The following is an 18,194-nucleotide window of genomic DNA, read 5'->3' on the forward strand; positions in this document are numbered from 1 at the left end:
AACTGTAGAGTTATTTTCATAACTCTTTTCGCATTTAGTAAAATTATGAAAGTTATTGATTACCTATAAATTTATTACACAAGTCACGAATGTATTTTATTTGAGCCAGAGCATGTTCTTTTTCCTGCGCCAATCGCGCATCAATCATGTCAGCGTCGGGTAGCGGCGTATAACTTGCATTGCGCCATGGGATCCAGGGATTATCACCTTCATCATCAAAACGAAATGCGGGTGCATAATATTCAACTTCTTCTTCCAGACCAAAAGCATGTACTTGTGGTTTATCTTCTCCCAAGAGTAATAATGCTTTGAGCATCTCTTCCATGGGTAAATCACCGTATCCTGAACGACAAGCCTCATGCCCCCAGCCTTTACCTTCTTTAATAATCTTTGCGTCTTTAATATGTACCTGAGTGATCAAAGGAGACATGACCTCTAACGCAGAAAGCGGCTGCTCATTGGCATTAATCATGTTGCCAAAATCAAAAAGAATAGAGAGATTCTTCATTCCACTATTATTAACCAGCGTCACCAGCTCATGACCCTGTAGATCTTCATGCTGTTCAATGGTAAAGCTCAGGCCACAATCATCATACTGAGACAACCACGCAAGATCATTGGCAATCTTCGCCATAACGTCGTTGAGATGCCCTTCATAGCGCGGGTAGAAACGAACTGACGTTGCGCCAGTTGCCACAGCAATACGAATTGCATCCGTTAATGTCGCCTGGTCCGATGCGCTGGTTTCGATATGCACATCCAGGTTATATTTTTTAGCCTGTTCTTTAAAATTGTGTAACTGCCGATCGTTTATTTTCTGCAGTGACTGGGATTCACCATCCTCAACATGTATTTTCACACCCTTTAATTGCTGCTGATGCGCAATATCCAGAAGATCGCCAGGGAGGACTCTCTCATAGCGCATATTCAGATGAAAGGCATAAGCATGTAGGTACAGTGGTATATTTCTCGCACGTTCAGCAAGAAGTTTCTGGTTACATTTTCCCATAGTTTTCTCATTCATCACGAATAACAAGTTCCACTGATTCAAGTCGCCAGTATTCAAAATCAACCTGAACCACTTTTTTATCTCGGGTAGCCCGATGTTTTTCTACTAAAATTCCATACGTATTAGGCGCAACGCCCAGTTCTTTGCACGCCACTTCTGGCATATTTACCGGTTTAAAAATCATTTCTTTGATATTTAAAATATGACCAAACGCATCTTCCCAGACGCTGGAAAAAGATTGATTGCCCAGTTTGTTTATGAATCCTGGTGCAACATCAGCATCAATGTAGGACTCATGGTAAAACACTTTATGTGAATCAAGACCACACCAGCCGGTAACTAAATAGCGCTCACCAGTGGAGAGAAAAACATCATCAACATGATGCGGGACCGTCTCAATGGTTTCTTTGGTTAAATAATCCCAAAAAGGTTTACGCCCCTGAGCACAGGCTTCGGCATTGAAACTGGAAAGTGATTTGGGGTTATAAATAAATCGTTTCGATGAAATAAACCAACCACTGCGGTTCTTGCGGAAAATACGCGCATCGATCTCAAGCTCAATCAGAACCTGACGTAAGGTCATGCGCTTCGCATCCAGCAACTCGCATAACTCTCTTTCCGAGGGCAATTTGGATCCTGCTGGCAAATTATTTTCGTTTAACCAGCTTTCAAAGCGCTCTCTGAGCACATCAACATTGTTTTTCTTTTTCATCTCGCCCATCTGGTTTAAACCAATTTGAAGCTAAGATATTTGAGTGCCGGAAATACTCAAGTTTTTTTTCAACGCAGAGTTTCTTTTTGTGGACCAGGTATCAAGAATGGGCAGAAAGCGTGTTGTGACAGGCAGGTTTTTACCCGCTTCAGTACGCAGAGATAACGAGCATGAGAGAGTAAATCAGGTGTTGCCACCTGATTTAATTGCAAGATAGAGGTGGGTTTATTTTCCCCACAAACGGCGGGAATTGTCTTCGATCTTGCCGCTTAAACGACGTTTTTGCATCGTTCTGGTCCAACTTTTGGATAACCCGGCAGCCGACAGTAAACGATGATATTGCGAGTCATCAAACGGCATATGCCAGGCAATGGCAATCGCCTCCCGTACGCTGACGTCGCTGACGCGTGATGCCAGGATCAACGGCGCGTCTGCCGACACCTGACCGGGAGCGATGACGCTGCACAGCCAGCCTGTCTTGCCTGCATCCTGCATCTGGCTGGCCATGTCGCTGATGCCAAAATGGAAATTCAGCTTAAAGCACGGCGAGCGCGGCTGCGTGACCTGAATCAGCGCATCTCCCCACTGGAAAATGTCGCCAATAAAAACATTCTCTTCCGTTAGCCCCTCAGTAGAGAGATTCTCGCCAAACGCGGGGGCGACAAATAGCTCCGCCTGCTCCGGAAACTCTTGTCTCCAGTGCTGATAGTGTTCACGCGGATAATGGCACAGCGCGCGATCCGGCCCGCCGTGAATTTTTGTTTCCGCCTGCTCATCACCCGTCAACCCCAGTTCGGTCAGCATCAACTCACCGTCAACCTGGACTTTAGCAATCGCGCTGGGACGGCTTCCCGTGTAGTCCCGAACCTTGCCAGTAAAAACATCGACCGGATATCGCATCTGTTCCCTCTCCCGATAAATTTCCCCCATTACACCACATTTATTTTACCCCAGTCGCTCAAAATGAGAGCACGGTTCACATGAAAGTTAGGGACACATGCTATCAATGTAAGCTGGTTTTGAAACATCATTTCAAATAAGGAGTCGACAACGTGACTGGTCAATCGCAATTTGCGGGCGTCTGGTGTCCTTCCATTACGCCAATGGACAATGACGGCAGGATCGATCTTAACGGTCTGAGCCAACATCTCAAACGCCTAACCGAGGCCAAAATCGACGTGATTTTGCTGATGGGCAGCATCGGGGAATTTGCCTCCTTTACGCTCGAAGAAAGGCTAGTGCTGATCCGCGAAGCCCGCGCCATGAGCTCGCTGAAGATGGTCGCCAACGTCTCATCCACCTGCCAGAATGATGTGCTGTTGATGGCGCAGGAAGCGTATCGCGCCGGTTACGACGCTGTGATGATCCTCCCACCTTACTACTATGGGCAAACGGCAAAACAGCTGCTGAGCTACTTCCGTCAGTTGGGACAGAAACTCAGCGGTAAATGGTTTGCCTATAACTTTCCGGCACGTACCGGCTGCGATTTAACCCCCGAACTGGTTGCCACCCTCGTCGATGAATTTCCCAACTTCGCAGGCATTAAAGATACCGTCGACTGTCAGTCCCATACCCGCAGTATGATTCAGACTACCCGCGCCGTGCGTGAGGATTTTGCCGTGCTGTCCGGCTATGACGAATACTACATTCCTAACCTGCTGGCAGGCGGTGCGGGGATTATTTCAGGATTAAACAACGTCATGCCGGAACTGTTTGTCAGCGCGCGGGAAGCGTTTAAGCAGGGCGACCTGGCAGCGCTTCGCGATATTCAGGACCAAATTGGCACCTACATGTCCATCTACGCCATTGGCGAAGATTTTGTCACCACCATCAAAACCGTGGTATCGCGTAAGTTTGGCTATTGCACCGGCGTGTCACGTAATGCTGGCGGAGAGTTGAACGAGAGCGAATGTCGGACAATTGATGAAGTATTTATCGTAGAAGGTTAACTCGTTAAGCCGGATGGCGCAGACCATCCGGCTTAAGAGATTTATTTCACGGTACCACGAATATCAATTTCCGCCGCCCTGGCTTTAACTCTTTTCGACCAGATAGACGTGATAATCGGCACCAGAATGGAGGTCACAATCACTGACGTGGCAACGAGGGAAGTCGCTGCTGGCGCCATCGGTTTAAATGCCGGAACCATTTCCGCAATCAGCACCGGCGTGGCGACCGCCGCACCCGCTGAGCTGGAGGCCGCAATCCCCGCCGTACCATCACCGCCACCAATCAGTTTATCGGCGATAATCAAGGGAATACCGGTGATGATAATCACCGCGACACCCAGCAGAATACCCAGTACTCCGGTTTGCGCAATCACGCTTAAATCAATGGTGTTACCCAATGCGAAAGCAAAGAAAGGGATCAGCGTCTGCACCGCTTTGCTGAAGAACTCGCGCAACTCGGGGTCCAGATTCCCCAACGCAAAGCCAATCAGAAACGGTAATACAGCCCCCACAAACACGTGCGGTTCAAACGACGCGATCCCGGCGGTTCCCAAAATCACCATCGTCATCAGCGGGCCAGACTCCAGCGACATCAGGACAAACGCTCCGGCCTCTTCTTTGGTGCCGTACTGCTGCATAATCGAGGCATACAGCCCGCCGTTGGTCATATCCATAGCGGCCACCAGCGCCAGCGTAGACAGCCCGGCGAAGAATCCGACCTCCACACCATGTTCCGGCAGAATACGTGAAGCAATCGCCGCGACCACCCATGCCACCAGAATCTTGGTGATGACCAACGTGCCTGATTTACGTAGCACGGTGCCGGTAGCGCTTAGCTTAATCGACGCCCCCATGCAAAAGAACCAGACTGCCAGGATAGGTACCGTACCGGTGATCATACCGTTGGTAAAGGAGCCGAAATATTTCCCGGCGCCGGGGGAAAAGGTGTGACACAACGCGCCCAGGAAAAGCGGCACCAGCATCATACCGCCTGGGATTTTCTCTATCGTTCGTTTGATCTGCATTTCCATCACCTGTAGACATAAAAATGGGGCAATTTTTATGGGCGATTGCATCTTGCTTTTGAGATGCGCCCGTCTTGATGGAAAGAAGATAGACATTCATAGAGACTATAAAAGTGATCCCACTCGCATAATAAAACCTTGTTTCAATTTAAGTGGATCATCGTTTTTATATTGAGTTTGATCACAAAAAAACCCCCACAAGCATCGCCTGTAGGGGTTTCGTTAATGCGTAGAACTTATTTTTTCGCTGCGAAACGCGCGGCAGCTTCGTCCCAGTTCACCACGTTCCAGAACTCTTTGATGTAGTCCGGGCGACGGTTCTGGAATTTCAGGTAGTAAGCGTGTTCCCAAACGTCCAGGCCCACGATCGGGAAGCCGGAAGCGCCAGAGATAGCTTCACCCATCAGCGGGGAATCCTGGTTAGCGGTGGAAACAACAGCCAGCTTGTCACCTTTCAGAACCAGCCACGCCCAGCCGGAGCCAAAACGGGTTGCCGCAGCTTTTTCAAATTCAGCTTTGAAGTTGTCGACGGAACCGAAGTCACGTTCGATAGCCGCTTTCAGATCGCCCTGCAGCGTAGTACCGGTTTTCAGACCTTTCCAGAACAGGCTGTGGTTAGCGTGGCCGCCCGCGTTATTGCGCAGAACGGTTTTCTTGTCTGCTGGCAGTTGATCCAGTTTAGCGATCAGTTCTTCAGCAGACAGGCTAGCGAATTCAGGCAGGCTCTCCAGCGCAGCGTTCGCGTTGTTTACGTAAGCCTGGTGGTGTTTGGTATGGTGGATTTCCATCGTCTGCTTATCGAAGTGCGGTTCAAGGGCATCATAAGCGTACGGCAGGGATGGCAGTGTATAACTCATAATCATCTCCAGTATTGTCGGGCGGCCAGTGTTAACGCCGCGTAAGCAGTTGGGTCATTATAGTTAATTAAATGATATTGAAAATGATTATCAATGCCGTACTCTTTACATGGTTATTATGCGGTAAAAGTGTGAGCATCATTAGGAAAATCAGGCGAATTTTGCCAACCTGGGTAGAAAACAGGCAGCGACATGAAGGACATGGGAGATAAAGCACGAGATAGTTTGCGAATTATCTCACAAGGAAATCTTGCTATGTCTGTCAATATCGCCCTTTTCGGTATCGGTCTCGACACATACTGGCCCCAGTTTACAGGCCTGGAATCACGTCTTCAGGGCTACCTGCAAACAATTGATGAGCGTCTGACGGCGCAACAAGCCACCGTCATTAATGGCGGCCTGATTGATAACGTCGATAAAGCCGATGCCCTTATCAAACGGTTGCAGCAACAACCAGTCGATGCAGTCTGCCTTTACATCAGCACCTACGCGCTCAGCTCAACGGTGCTACCCCTTGTGCAGAGTATCAATAAACCGGTCATTATTCTGGCCCTACAGCCAGAGCCAGGGCTGCCCTATTCAACTATCCGTCAAATCCCCGATCGGGGCGGGCGAACTGGAGAGTGGCTGGCGCACTGTCAGGCCTGCAGCGCCCCCGAACTGGCAAACGTGTTTAACCGTGCGAATATCCGCTTTCAATTGATCGTTGGTGCATTACAGGGCGATGAGTACGTCTGGCAACAAACTTCGCAGTGGCTGCAAGCCCTTAACGCTTGTCAAATGCTGGCAAGTTGCCAGGTCGGCGTCCTCGGACACTATTATGACGGCATGGTGGACGTTTACAGCAATATGACGAATTTGTCCGCCAAAATGGGCGTCCGCTTTAAGCCACTGGAGATGTGTGAGCTGGCGGAATATCGCGAACAGGTCAGCGAGGCAGACTTCAACACCAAACAACAGGAAATGCATCGTGTGCTTCAGTTGGATGCGACATGCGAACCTGCAGAGCTTGGCCGGGCAATCACCACTGCCTGCGCCATGGATAAACTGATTGCCCAGAATAAACTCGGTGCACTCGCTTATTACTATGAAGGTCGTAACGGTAACGCTTACGAGAACATCATCACCTCAATTATTCTCGGCAACACGCTGCTCACCCACCGTGGTATTCCCGTAGCGGGAGAATATGAAATCAAAAATGTGCTGGCGATGAAAATTCAGCAACTTCTGGGCGCTGGCGGATCATTTTCAGAACCCTATGGTATTGAATTTACCGATGATGTTGTTTTATGGGGACATGATGGTCCGGCACACCCGTTGATGGCGGATGGTCCGGTAAATCTGGTGCCGTTGCCGGTTTATCATGGCAAACCCGGTAAAGGTGTGTCTATTCAGATGACCGTGAAAGCTGGCCCGGTAACCTTTCTTTCGGTAATTGAAGATGCTGAAAATGGGGTGCGTTTACAGTATGCCGAAGGTGAAGCGGTGGCAGGTGAAGTCCTGGATATCGGCAACACCAACAGCCGCTATCGCTTCCCATTATCGGCTCGCGAGTTCACCACGCAGTGGTGCATGGGCGGCCCCGCTCATCATTGCAGCATTGGCCTGGGGCATCATGGTGAGGTGCTGGAAAAACTCGCCTGGCTACTGGGTATTCAGGCAGTAAGAATCTGCTAATCCTCGATATTTCCGCCCTTCTCAAAAAAAGAGGGGCGGAGCCGCATTTGTGATCAACATCCCTTTCATCCCCTGAATTTTGCCAGCATTACTCATCACGCGGCAGCATGCTGAAGGTTAATTCATTGCTCACTCTTTAGACTTTTGAACATCAAAACGGGTGATTTTCATCCTGCCAAATCGATAATTCAAAAGGAAACAGAATGGGTAACGCAATTACGATGGGGATAATATGGCATCTTATCGGTGCCGCTAGTGCCGCTTGTTTCTATGCCCCCTTTAAAAAGGTACAACACTGGTCCTGGGAAACCATGTGGTCCATTGGTGGTTTTGTTTCATGGCTGATCCTTCCCTGGCTCGTCAGCGCGATCCTGCTGCCGGACTTCTGGACCTATTACAGTTCATTCAGCGCGTCCACACTGCTACCGGTATTTTTGTTCGGTGCCATGTGGGGGATTGGTAACATCAACTATGGTCTGACCATGCGCTACCTCGGGATGTCGATGGGGATCGGGATCGCTATCGGTATTACGCTGATTGTTGGCACCTTAATGACGCCAATCATTGCCGGTAAATTTGACGTGCTCATCGGCACACCTGGTGGGCGTATGACCCTGCTCGGTGTGCTGGTCGCCCTGATCGGTGTGGCGATTGTTACCCGCGCCGGACAGTTAAAAGAGCGCAAGATGGGCATCAAAGCCGAAGAGTTCAATTTGAAAAAAGGTCTGATACTGGCGGTGATGTGCGGCTTTTTCTCCGCAGGGATGTCCTTTGCGATGGATGCGGCTAAACCCATGCACGAAGCCGCTGCTGCGCTCGGTATCGATCCGCTGTATGTCGCCCTGCCCAGCTACGTCGTCATCATGGGCGGCGGTGCGGTGATCAATCTGGGATACTGCTTCATTCGTCTGGCAAAAATGAAAAACCTGTCAGTAAAAGCCGACTTCTCGTTAGCCAAACCGCTGATTATCAGCAACATCCTGTTCTCGGCGCTTGCTGGTCTGATGTGGTATCTCCAGTTCTTCTTTTACGCGTGGGGCCATGCAAAAATTCCGGCGCAATATGACTACATGAGCTGGATGCTGCACATGAGCTTCTACGTCCTGTGCGGTGGCATCGTGGGCCTGATCATGAAAGAGTGGAGCAATGCAGGACGCCGGCCGGTCAGCGTGCTAAGCCTTGGTTGCGTGGTGATCATTGTCGCGGCAAACATTGTGGGTCTGGGAATGGCCAGCTAATTATGTTGAGTGCTGAGATGACGCCACTGGCTCGGCGTCATCCCGGTTTCGCGCGTGAACACCACCGAAAAGTAGTTACTGTCCTCAAAGCCGCAGCGCATAGAAATCTCACTAATCATCAACCGGCTATGCTTGAGCAGATACTGAGCATGGCAGACCCGCACCTGGCGCAGATACTGGTTGATGGTCATCCCGGTCTGACTGCGAAACTGCTGGCGCAAAACGCGCTCGCTGCACCGTTCACGCTCGCAAAACTTATCCAGTTCGAACGCATGCTCATGGCTACCGGCTAACGCGGTGATCAGTTTGTCCAACAGCGTTTCACTCGATGTCGCCGGGAGCGTATCTGTGGCGTAACGATGGCGTTTAAGGAGCGTCACCAGTTGCCCGAACAGCAGTTCCGCCATGGTAAAAGCCTGCGCATCACGCTGATTACTTTCATGCTCAAGCTGGCTTATCACCTGCCGGGCCTGGGTCATACCAACGCTACCGAGACGCCAGTGCGGCTGCCGCGGCGTACCGTTAAAGCCGGGGATCGCCCCTTGCCAGTCAACATTCAGCGTCAATCGTTCCGGGCAGTAGATGATATTTTGTAACACCAGGTCGTTAACGGAAGTGTAGGAGTGTTTATCTTCGGCGCGAATGTAAAACAGATCGCCACGGGTTATCCGGTACGGACGTTCGTTGAGAACATGTAACCCATTGCCGCGCCAGACCAGTACCAGTTCGCAAAACTCATGAGTATGTTCAGCAAAGACATCCTGCGGATAACGATCGGCCACGGCGACCGCCTGCTTTTCATGCGCAAAAAAGTCTGATTTCAGAAGGATTAGCTGATTCGCCATCACAATATTCCCTGTCGGATGGCGGCTACGCCTTATCCGACCTACAGATTACGTGACACGTAGGCCGGATAAGGCGTAGCCGCCATCCGGCGTTGAGGGACATGATTATCTGAGATTCGGCGGTAAAAAACGTTGATAGCTTTCGCGTTACTGAAGGCTGCTTCCCGCAATAAGGTCGCGCCCCTGACGAATATCGCGCGGTGACCACTCGAACTCACGGCGGAAAAGCGTCGAAAAGTGGTTACTGTCGCCGAAACCGCAGAGATAAGCGATATCTGTCACGCTGTCATCACTGTGACGAAGCAGATGCCTGGCTTTAATAAGCCGCAGACGGTTAAGGTAGCGCTGCGGCGTTAGTCCTGTCTGCTGTTTAAGCTGGCGGTGCAAAGTGCGTAAAGAGAGCGAAAACTTCTCGGCCAGCGCCTCCCAACACACCTCGTCGGCAAAATTATCTTCCAGCCACGCCATCAGAAGATTAAGCCGCGCGTCGTTATCAGTGGCCGCTTCCATCAGGCTGCTTTTACGCAGCAGCACCAGTAACTGCATAAACAGGATCTCGCGATTTGCCGCCGTCGGCGTATCCATCCCCTCGCCGAGCGCCTCCATCTGCCCCACCAGGTGACGAACCTGCTGCAGTACGCCCTGGTTTACGCGCCAGTGGGAGGGATACTGCCCATTTTGTTCCTGAGGCAAAAGCTGATTCAGCCCAGCCAGAAATTGAAACGCATCCGGAGAGCGATACAGAACGTTGGTCAGGCACAGATTGTCAGTATGTTCATATAAATGCCTGTCATGATCGCGGACGAAACACACCGTCCCGCCGCTAATGGTGTAAGGCTGTCCGTTAAACACATGGATCCCCGTGCCATGCTCGACCACTACAATTTCATGAAAATCATGATGATGCTCAGGAAATGCGGGTTGAGGAAGGCGTGGTTCAATAGCCACTGGCGCTTTACCTGTCGGAAAAAAATCCACGCAATGCAGTACGGTCATGACGGCTCCCCCTGATTAACGAATATGGCTGAATAGTAATTAAGGGTTACTACCCTCACCTTAAATTTTTGACGCCAAAGTGCGTAAACACGGTTAATTCTTCAAGAAATGGCGGGAAAGATCGGGAAATGCGGAAGGCGTCACATCCGCCAAAATCCGCGCTATTAGCGGAAACTGTGAACAACATCACGTTCACCTTTGCCGTGTTGCCAGCCGCTAATTGGGGCTGTCACTGTCAAGAAGGTACGCTTTATCAGGGGTTCTTAGACTGAGTGCAATAAAACTCAGAAGGACCTCGCTATGACTTTTCGCCATTGTGTCGCTGTCGATCTCGGCGCATCCAGTGGGCGCGTAATGCTGGCGCGTTACGACAGTGAACACCGCACCCTGACGCTGCGTGAAATCCACCGCTTCATTAACTGTCTGCAAAAAACTGACGGTTTTGATACCTGGGACATCGACAGCCTGGAAAATGACATTCGTCTTGGCCTGAAAAAAGTCTGTGATGAAGGCATTCGGATAGACAGCATCGGCATTGATACCTGGGGCGTAGATTACGTCCTGATCGATAACGCTGGTCAGCGTGTTGGTCTGCCGGTCTCTTACCGTGACAGCCGTACAGCCGGCATTATGGCGCAGGCGATGACGCAGCCGGGTAAAGGTGAAATTTATCGCCGCAGCGGCATTCAGTTTCTGCCCTTTAACACGTTGTATCAGCTGCGTGCACTGGTTGAACAGCAGCCAGAACTGCTCCCGCAGGTGGCTCATGCCCTGCTGATCCCCGATTACTTCAGCTTTCGCCTGACCGGTGAAATGAACTGGGAATACACCAACGCCACCACTACGCAGCTCGTCAATATCAACACCGACGACTGGGATGACACGCTGCTGGCGTGGACCGGGGCAGACAAAGCCTGGTTTGGTCGCCCGACGCACCCGGGGAACGTAATTGGCCACTGGATTTGCCTACAGAAAAATCGCATTCCGGTCGTGGCCGTCGCCAGTCACGACACCGCCAGTGCGGTAATTGCTTCGCCGTTGGCCGACAAAAACAGCGCGTATCTTTCTTCCGGTACCTGGTCGCTGATGGGTTTTGAGAGCAGAACACCGTATACCAACGATGCGGCGCTGGCGGCGAACATCACCAACGAAGGGGGCGCGGAAGGGCGCTACCGCGTACTGAAAAATATTATGGGGTTATGGCTGCTCCAGCGCGTTTTAAAAGAGCGCAAGATTACCGATCTGCCAACGCTTATCGCCGAAACGCAAGCGCTGCCGGCCTGCCAGTTCCTGATAAACCCGAACGACGATCGCTTTATCAATCCCGACGATATGAGTGCCGAAATTCAGGCAGCCTGTCGTGAATCGGGCCAACCCGTTCCCCTGCAAAACGCCGAACTGGCGCGCTGTATCTTCGACAGTCTGGCGTTGCTATACGCCGATATTCTGCAAGAACTGGCGCAGCTGCGAGGCGCAGCGTTTAGCCAACTGCACATCGTCGGTGGCGGCTGCCAGAACGTCTTACTGAACCAGCTGTGCGCGGATGCCTGCGGGATTCGCGTTATGTCCGGCCCGATTGAGGCCTCCACGCTCGGCAATATCGGCATCCAGTTGATGACGCTGGACGAGCTTAACAACGTCGATGATTTCCGTCAGGTAGTACGCGCCAACTACGACCTGACCACCTTTATTCCAAATCCTGAAAGTGAAATTGCCCGCTACCAGGCGCAGTTTCAATCACTACGACAGACAAAGGAGCTTTGCGCATGACCACTCAACTTGAACAAGCCTGGGAACTGGCAAAACTGCGTTTCGCCGCGGTAGGCATTGATGTCGAGGCGGCATTGCGCCAGCTCGATCGTCTGCCGGTCTCCATGCACTGCTGGCAGGGCGATGATGTCGCCGGTTTCGAGAATCCGGAAGGCTCGCTCACCGGCGGTATTCAGGCTACCGGCAACTATCCGGGCAAAGCGCGTAACGCCACCGAACTGCGGGCCGATCTGGAGCAAGCGCTAAGCCTGATTCCGGGACCAAAACGCCTGAATTTGCACGCGATCTATCTGGAATCGGATACGCCGGTCGCCCGCGACCAAATCAAACCCGAACACTTCAAAAACTGGGTTGAGTGGGCGAAAGCGAACCAGTTAGGGCTGGATTTCAATCCGTCCTGCTTCTCTCACCCGCTGAGCGCTGACGGCTTCACGCTGGCCCACGCCGATGACACCATTCGCCAGTTCTGGATTGATCACTGCAAAGCCAGCCGTCGCGTCTCGGCGTATTTTGGCGAGCAGTTGGGTACACCGTCGGTGATGAACATCTGGATCCCGGATGGCATGAAAGACATCACCGTTGACCGTTTAGCGCCGCGCCAGCGCCTGCTGGAAGCACTGGACGAGGTGATCAGCGAGAAACTCAACCCGACGCACCATATCGATGCCGTTGAGAGCAAACTGTTTGGCATCGGCGCTGAAAGCTACACCGTGGGCTCCAACGAGTTCTATATGGGTTACGCCACCAGCCGTCAAACCGCGCTATGCCTGGATGCGGGTCACTTCCATCCGACCGAAGTAATTTCCGACAAAATCTCCGCCGCCATGCTGTACGTACCGCGCCTGCTGCTACACGTCAGCCGTCCGGTGCGTTGGGACAGCGATCATGTTGTGCTGCTGGATGATGAAACTCAGGCAATTGCCAGCGAGATCGTCCGCCACAACCTGTTCGACCGCGTACACATTGGCCTCGACTTCTTCGACGCTTCCATTAACCGCATCGCCGCGTGGGTGATTGGCACTCGCAATATGAAAAAAGCGCTGCTGCGCGCGCTGTTAGAACCGACCGAACAACTGCGTCAGCTTGAAGCCAGCGGCGACTACACCGCACGCCTGGCCCTGCTGGAAGAGCAAAAATCACTGCCGTGGCAGGCCGTCTGGGAGATGTATTGCCAGCGCCACGACACGCCAGCGGGTAGCCAGTGGCTGGAAAGCGTGCGCGCCTATGAAAAAGAGATTTTGAGCAAACGTAGCTAACCGTGACGCCAGACTTGTAGGCCGGAGAAGACGCCCCGCGTCGCCATCCGGCAATGAATGAAACACGATTGCCGGATGGCGCTTCGCTTATCCGGCAATCGTAAGACCCGATAACGTTCGGGCAATAAACAGGAACACCGAAGATGCAAAACATTACTACTTCCTGGTTCGTCCAGGGGATGATCAAAGCCACTTCTGATGCGTGGCTGAAAGGCTGGGACGAGCGTAACGGCGGCAACCTGACGCTGCGTCTGGATGAGGCAGACATTGCACCGTTTAGCGCCGATTTCCATGAAGAACCACGCTATATCGCGCTAAGTCAGCCAATGCCATTGCTGGCGAACACGCCGTTTATCGTCACCGGTTCCGGCAAATTTTTCCGTAACGTTCAGCTCGATCCCGCGGCAAATTTGGGCGTGGTGAAAGTAGACAGCGACGGCGCGGGCTACCATATCCTGTGGGGCCTGACCCACGAGGCCGTACCAACCTCTGAACTGCCAGCTCACTTCCTCTCCCACTGCGAACGTATTAAAGCGACGAACGGCAAAGACCGCGTGATCATGCACTGCCACGCCACCAACCTGATCGCCCTGACCTACGTGCTGGAAAACAACACCGCGCTGATTACCCGCAAACTGTGGGAAGGCAGCACCGAGTGCCTGGTGGTATTCCCGGATGGCGTCGGCATTCTGCCGTGGATGGTGCCGGGTACGGATGAAATCGGCCAGGCGACAGCCGAGGAAATGCAGAAACACTCGCTGGTACTGTGGCCGTTCCACGGCGTGTTCGGCAGCGGACCTACCCTCGACGAGGCGTTCGGTTTGATCGATACCGCAGAGAAATCCGCCGAGGTTCTGGTCAAAATCTATTCGATGGGCGGTATGAAGCAGACCATCACGCGCGAAGAACTGATAGCCCTTGGCAAACGTTTTGGCGTGACGCCGCTGGCAAGCGCCGTAGAGCTGTACTGATACCTCCCAACCCAACGCCGGATGCGGCTTCACTTTATCCGGCCTACAGGATTTTATTGTTAAGGAGAATAGTGATGAGCTTTATGTTGGCACTGCCAAAAATTAGCCTGCATGGCGCCGGCGCGATTGCCGATATGGTGGATCTCGTGGCGAATAAACAATGGGGCAAAGCGCTGATCGTCACCGATGGTCAACTGGTGAAGCTGGGCCTGCTGGACAGCCTGTTTGCCGCGCTGGATGAACATCAAATGTCTTACCACCTGTTTGATGAGGTGTTCCCGAACCCGACAGAGGAGCTGGTGCAGCAGGGTTTTGCAGCATATCAGGGCGCAGAATGTGACTACATTATCGCTTTCGGCGGCGGCAGCCCGATCGATACCGCTAAAGCGGTGAAGATCCTGACCGCCAACCCAGGCCCTTCTACCGCTTACTCCGGCGTGGGCAAAGTGAAAAATGCGGGCGTACCGCTGGTCGCCATCAACACCACTGCCGGTACGGCAGCAGAAATGACCAGCAACGCGGTTATTATCGACTCTGCGCGCAAGGTCAAAGAGGTGATCATCGACCCGAATATCATCCCGGATATCGCCGTGGATGATGCCAGTGTCATGCTGGAAATCCCGGCCTCCGTCACCGCTGCAACCGGCATGGACGCCCTGACCCACGCGGTGGAAGCCTATGTTTCCGTTGGTGCGCATCCGCTTACCGATGCCAACGCGCTGGAAGCGATTCGCCTGATCAATCTGTGGCTACCAAAAGCGGTCGACGAGGGCCATAACCTCGAAGCCCGCGAGCAAATGGCGTTTGGTCAGTATCTGGCGGGTATGGCATTTAACAGCGCCGGTCTGGGTCTGGTGCATGCGCTGGCTCATCAGCCGGGTGCAACCCACAATCTGCCGCACGGCGTCTGCAACGCCATCCTGCTGCCGGTAATCGAAAACTTTAACCGCCCAAACGCGGTGGCGCGCTTTGCCCGCGTGGCGCAGGCAATGGGCGTCGATACCCGTGGCATGAGCGATGAAGCGGCAAGCATGGAGGCCATCAAGGCGATTCGAGCACTCAGCAAGCGTGTCGGTATTCCTGCGGGCTTTAGCTCCCTTGGCGTGACCAAAGAAGATATTGAAGGCTGGCTGGACAAAGCATTGGCCGATCCGTGTGCGCCGTGCAACCCGCGTACCGCCAGCCGCGACGAGGTCCGCGAGCTGTATCTGGAGGCGTTATGATCCGCAAGGCCTTTGTGATGCAGGTAAATGCCGACGCGCACGTTGAATATCAACGTCGGCACAATCCCATCTGGCCAGAACTGGAAGCGGTGCTGAAAGAACACGGCGCCCATCACTACGCGATTTATCTCGATCGGGAGCGCAATCTGCTGTTCGCCACCGTCGAGATTGAGTCCGAAGCGCGCTGGGACGCTGTCGCCAGCACCGACGTTTGCCAGCGTTGGTGGAAGCATATGCGTGACGTAATGCCGGCAAACCCGGACAACAGCCCGGTTAGCGCAGAGCTGAAAGAGGTGTTCTATCTGCAGTAAGTCGTGTGCCCGGTGGTGCAAGCTTACCGGGCACACGGTTTTATTTTTTGTAGGCCGGATAAGCGATAGCGCCATCCGGCAATTTCAATTCTGCTCAGAAACCAGAATCGCCTGGGTGTCAGGCTCCAGTGCTTTAAAGATATGCGCCCGATCGGCGGGGTAACAAATGTAGTCGCCCTCACCTAACTCTTCCGGCGCTTCCGTCAACCCCACCATCGCCTTGCCCTGCGTCACGATGATATGTTCAACCGATCCCGGCGGATGCGGCTGTGAAATACGATCCGCGCCCGGCTGCGTCAGCAACAGATAAATATCCCGCCGCGCGCCCGGTGGGCAGGCGGCCAGTAAAATGGCCTGATAGTGGGCCTGTTCCGCCACGACTTTTGTCCCTTCGCCACGGCGAATCACCTGCGTTTTTTGCTCCTGCGGCTCCAGCAGGCGCGCAAAGGGAATGTCCAACGCCACACACAGCGACCAGAGCGTTTCCAGGCTAGGATTGCCATTGCCCGCTTCCAACTGTGAGAGCGTCGATTTTGCAATCCCCGCACGACGGGCAATCTCCGCCAGCGACAAACCGGTGCGCTGACGTTCACGCACCAGGCTTTTCGCGATCATACTGATGGGCTGGGTCATTCACGACTCCATGTTTTTTATATCGAACGAATCGTTCGACTTGTAAAGTTAACTGCTCCCGTTCATTATAATGGAAATTCGTTCGATATGGCTAAAACGGTATGAAACATTATTTTTCCAGTCTCAAAGGCGACACGCTGAAAGCAATATTTCTCGTCTGTCTGGCTGTCGGCGTTGTCGGCATGTCGTACGGCTCGCTGGCGATGGCTTACGGCTTCCCGCTGTGGGTACCGTTTGTACTCTCTATTACGGTACTGGCGGGGGCGTCCGAGTTTATGTTTATCGGCATCGTCGCCAGCGGTGGTAACCCACTGGCGGCTGCGGCTGCCGGTTTACTGGTCAACGCCCGACACGTGCCGTTTGGCGTCACGGTGCGCGATCTGGTGGGCAATCGGGCCGCCAGTTTCCTCGGCTGCCATATCATGAACGACGAAAGCGTGGTTTTTGGCCTGTCGCAAAAAACGCCCGAACAACGTAAAGCCGCCTACTGGCTGTGCGGTCTGGGCGTCGCGATTTTCTGGCCTGTTGGTACACTGATCGGCGCGGGCGTCGGCAAACTGCTCCCCGCACCGGAAACCATCGGCCTGGATGCCGTCTTCCCTGCCATTCTGCTGGCTTTGGTCGTCCCGGCATTCAAAAACCGCACCACGCTGATTCGCGCCTGTAGCGGCGCCGGGCTGTCGCTTGCCGCCATTCCCTTTGCGCCGGTCGGTTTGCCAGTTCTGCTTTCACTGTTCGGCTTACTGACGAGGAAAAAATAATGGGTAACATGACGCTGTTTATCGTCGGTATCGCCATCTTATCTCTGGGAACCTATTTAATGCGTTTAGGAGGAGCGAAGCTTGGGAGCCGTTTAGCATTCTCAGAACGCTCGCAGGCGCTGCTTTCCGACGCCGCAACGGTATTACTGTTCTCCGTGGCGCTGGCGACCACCTTTTACGAAGGCGAACATTTTGCCGGTATGGCGCGGGTTCTTGGGGTTGGCTTCGCGGTATTTCTCGCCTGGCGCAAGCTGCCGCTAATCGTGGTGATTGTTGCCGCCGCGGTGGTGACCGCGTTGTTAAGGATGGCGGGAATGCACTAAAAAAATAATTACCCTGGCGAAATATTCATCAGGGTAATCGCCTGTAGCGTTGTGTGTTTTACCCCACAAAACCACGCGTTAACTCGGCCCCAAATTGTCACTCCACGCTGACATATTGCCGCTCATCTCTTCGCCATCTCGCCGTTAGAATCAAATCAAATAGTTTTAACGGAGCCCCCCACATGACAACCCTTACAGCTAACTGCATTGACCTGAATATTCAGGGGAATAGCGTGTATGCCATCCTCAAGCAATTGGCAGATATGGCGTTTCAGAATGGCTATGTCTCCGATCGCAGCACTTTCCTGCAAACGCTATTGCTGCGCGAAAAGCTGCATTCCACCGGCTTTGGCTCGGGTATTGCCGTCCCGCACGGTAAGAGCGCCTGCATCAGGCAGCCCTTTGTGTTGTTCGCGCGCAAATCAGAAAACGTGGACTGGAAAGCCAGCGACGGCGAGGACGTCAACTGCTGGATCTGCCTCGGCGTGCCACAAACCGGTGAGGATGATCAGGTCAAAATTATCGGCACCCTGTGCCGCAAAATCATTCATCAGGATTTCATCAACCAGCTGAAACAAGGCGACGCCGATCGGGTGCTCGCTCTGCTCAATCAGACTTTAACCTCATAAGGAAGCGGC

At 52.9% G+C, this 18,194-nt stretch carries 19 protein-coding genes; 11 read left to right on the forward strand and 8 right to left on the reverse strand.

Going from position 1 to position 18,194, the window contains the following annotated elements:
* Positions 1 to 52: 52 nt before the first annotated feature.
* The 3 genes from WHR59_RS22990 to yiiM form a co-directional block, all read right to left on the reverse strand.
* Positions 53 to 1,009, reverse strand: coding sequence for a sugar phosphate isomerase/epimerase family protein (locus tag WHR59_RS22990; protein ID WP_172862548.1), 957 nt, complete (start codon positions 1,007 to 1,009; stop codon positions 53 to 55).
* Between the two features lie 7 nt (positions 1,010 to 1,016).
* Positions 1,017 to 1,721, reverse strand: a complete 705-nt coding sequence (locus tag WHR59_RS22995) for a GntR family transcriptional regulator (protein ID WP_047407429.1) — start codon at positions 1,719 to 1,721, stop codon at positions 1,017 to 1,019.
* Between the two features lie 225 nt (positions 1,722 to 1,946).
* Positions 1,947 to 2,621, reverse strand: coding sequence for a 6-hydroxyaminopurine reductase (yiiM, locus tag WHR59_RS23000; protein WP_043018908.1), 675 nt, complete (start codon positions 2,619 to 2,621; stop codon positions 1,947 to 1,949).
* Positions 2,622 to 2,773: 152 nt separating this feature from the next.
* On the opposite strand from yiiM, the gene WHR59_RS23005 reads away from it, so the two are divergent.
* Complete coding sequence (locus tag WHR59_RS23005) at positions 2,774 to 3,670, forward strand: dihydrodipicolinate synthase family protein (protein WP_193145782.1); 897 nt, start codon at positions 2,774 to 2,776, stop codon at positions 3,668 to 3,670.
* Between the two features lie 41 nt (positions 3,671 to 3,711).
* Here WHR59_RS23005 and kdgT read toward each other — a convergent pair whose 3' ends face one another.
* Positions 3,712 to 4,695: a 2-keto-3-deoxygluconate transporter gene (gene kdgT, locus WHR59_RS23010; RefSeq protein ID WP_043018906.1), complete on the reverse strand. Its 984-nt coding sequence runs from the start codon at positions 4,693 to 4,695 to the stop codon at positions 3,712 to 3,714.
* Positions 4,696 to 4,931: 236 nt separating this feature from the next.
* Entirely contained in the window at positions 4,932 to 5,552 is a 621-nt protein-coding gene (sodA, locus tag WHR59_RS23015) for a superoxide dismutase [Mn] (protein ID WP_043018905.1), read from the reverse strand.
* 255 nt (positions 5,553 to 5,807) lie between these two features.
* On the opposite strand from sodA, the gene WHR59_RS23020 reads away from it, so the two are divergent.
* Together WHR59_RS23020 and rhaT are read left to right on the forward strand one after the other, a co-directional pair.
* Positions 5,808 to 7,229 (forward strand): L-fucose/L-arabinose isomerase family protein, encoded by a 1,422-nt coding sequence (locus WHR59_RS23020; RefSeq protein WP_338843483.1) that lies wholly within the window; start codon positions 5,808 to 5,810, stop codon positions 7,227 to 7,229.
* Positions 7,230 to 7,432: 203 nt separating this feature from the next.
* Positions 7,433 to 8,467 (forward strand): L-rhamnose/proton symporter RhaT, encoded by a 1,035-nt coding sequence (gene rhaT / locus WHR59_RS23025; protein WP_003028737.1) that lies wholly within the window; start codon positions 7,433 to 7,435, stop codon positions 8,465 to 8,467.
* Here the strand turns inward: rhaT and rhaR are convergent.
* Together rhaR and rhaS are read right to left on the reverse strand one after the other, a co-directional pair.
* Positions 8,464 to 9,312, reverse strand: coding sequence for an HTH-type transcriptional activator RhaR (gene rhaR, locus WHR59_RS23030; protein WP_075145403.1), 849 nt, complete (start codon positions 9,310 to 9,312; stop codon positions 8,464 to 8,466). The genes rhaT and rhaR overlap by 4 nt on opposite strands.
* A gap of 147 nt (positions 9,313 to 9,459) precedes the next feature.
* The gene (gene rhaS / locus WHR59_RS23035) at positions 9,460 to 10,308 is read right to left on the reverse strand and encodes an HTH-type transcriptional activator RhaS (protein WP_043018902.1); all 849 of its coding nucleotides are present in this window, start codon (positions 10,306 to 10,308) and stop codon (positions 9,460 to 9,462) included.
* A gap of 300 nt (positions 10,309 to 10,608) precedes the next feature.
* Here rhaS and rhaB point away from each other — a divergent pair, with 300 nt between their 5' ends.
* The 5 genes from rhaB (at position 10,609) to rhaM (ending at position 15,839) form a co-directional block, all read left to right on the forward strand.
* Positions 10,609 to 12,078, forward strand: a complete 1,470-nt coding sequence (gene rhaB, locus WHR59_RS23040; RefSeq protein WP_338843484.1) for a rhamnulokinase — start codon at positions 10,609 to 10,611, stop codon at positions 12,076 to 12,078.
* Positions 12,075 to 13,334 carry an L-rhamnose isomerase gene (rhaA, locus tag WHR59_RS23045; protein ID WP_075145404.1) on the forward strand — a complete coding sequence of 420 codons (1,260 nt, stop codon included), beginning with the start codon at positions 12,075 to 12,077 and terminating at the stop codon, positions 13,332 to 13,334. Before rhaB ends, rhaA begins: the two co-directional genes overlap by 4 nt.
* A gap of 143 nt (positions 13,335 to 13,477) precedes the next feature.
* Positions 13,478 to 14,305: a rhamnulose-1-phosphate aldolase gene (gene rhaD / locus WHR59_RS23050; protein ID WP_075145405.1), complete on the forward strand. Its 828-nt coding sequence runs from the start codon at positions 13,478 to 13,480 to the stop codon at positions 14,303 to 14,305.
* A 74-nt stretch (positions 14,306 to 14,379) separates the two neighbouring features.
* Positions 14,380 to 15,528 (forward strand): lactaldehyde reductase, encoded by a 1,149-nt coding sequence (gene fucO / locus WHR59_RS23055; RefSeq protein ID WP_043018898.1) that lies wholly within the window; start codon positions 14,380 to 14,382, stop codon positions 15,526 to 15,528.
* On the forward strand, positions 15,525 to 15,839 hold the full coding sequence (gene rhaM / locus WHR59_RS23060; RefSeq protein ID WP_043018897.1) for an L-rhamnose mutarotase: 315 nt from the start codon (positions 15,525 to 15,527) through the stop codon (positions 15,837 to 15,839). Before fucO ends, rhaM begins: the two co-directional genes overlap by 4 nt.
* A gap of 84 nt (positions 15,840 to 15,923) precedes the next feature.
* Here the strand turns inward: rhaM and WHR59_RS23065 are convergent, their stop codons facing one another.
* Positions 15,924 to 16,472, reverse strand: a complete 549-nt coding sequence (locus tag WHR59_RS23065; protein ID WP_003825255.1) for a helix-turn-helix domain-containing protein — start codon at positions 16,470 to 16,472, stop codon at positions 15,924 to 15,926.
* 101 nt (positions 16,473 to 16,573) lie between these two features.
* On the opposite strand from WHR59_RS23065, the gene WHR59_RS23070 reads away from it, so the two are divergent.
* The 3 genes from WHR59_RS23070 to WHR59_RS23080 all read left to right on the forward strand — a co-directional run bounded on the left by WHR59_RS23070 (position 16,574) and on the right by WHR59_RS23080 (position 18,185).
* Positions 16,574 to 17,233 carry an AzlC family ABC transporter permease gene (locus tag WHR59_RS23070; protein ID WP_043018896.1) on the forward strand — a complete coding sequence of 220 codons (660 nt, stop codon included), beginning with the start codon at positions 16,574 to 16,576 and terminating at the stop codon, positions 17,231 to 17,233.
* Complete coding sequence (locus WHR59_RS23075; protein WP_100193810.1) at positions 17,233 to 17,556, forward strand: AzlD domain-containing protein; 324 nt, start codon at positions 17,233 to 17,235, stop codon at positions 17,554 to 17,556. Before WHR59_RS23070 ends, WHR59_RS23075 begins: the two co-directional genes overlap by 1 nt.
* Positions 17,557 to 17,738: 182 nt before the next feature.
* A complete protein-coding gene (locus WHR59_RS23080; RefSeq protein ID WP_193145776.1) occupies positions 17,739 to 18,185 on the forward strand; it encodes a PTS fructose transporter subunit IIA in 447 nt (148 codons plus the stop codon).
* Positions 18,186 to 18,194: the final 9 nt, after the last annotated feature.

The organism is Citrobacter europaeus, assembly GCF_037482245.1.
GTDB classification, from domain to species: Bacteria; Pseudomonadota; Gammaproteobacteria; order Enterobacterales; family Enterobacteriaceae; genus Citrobacter; species Citrobacter europaeus.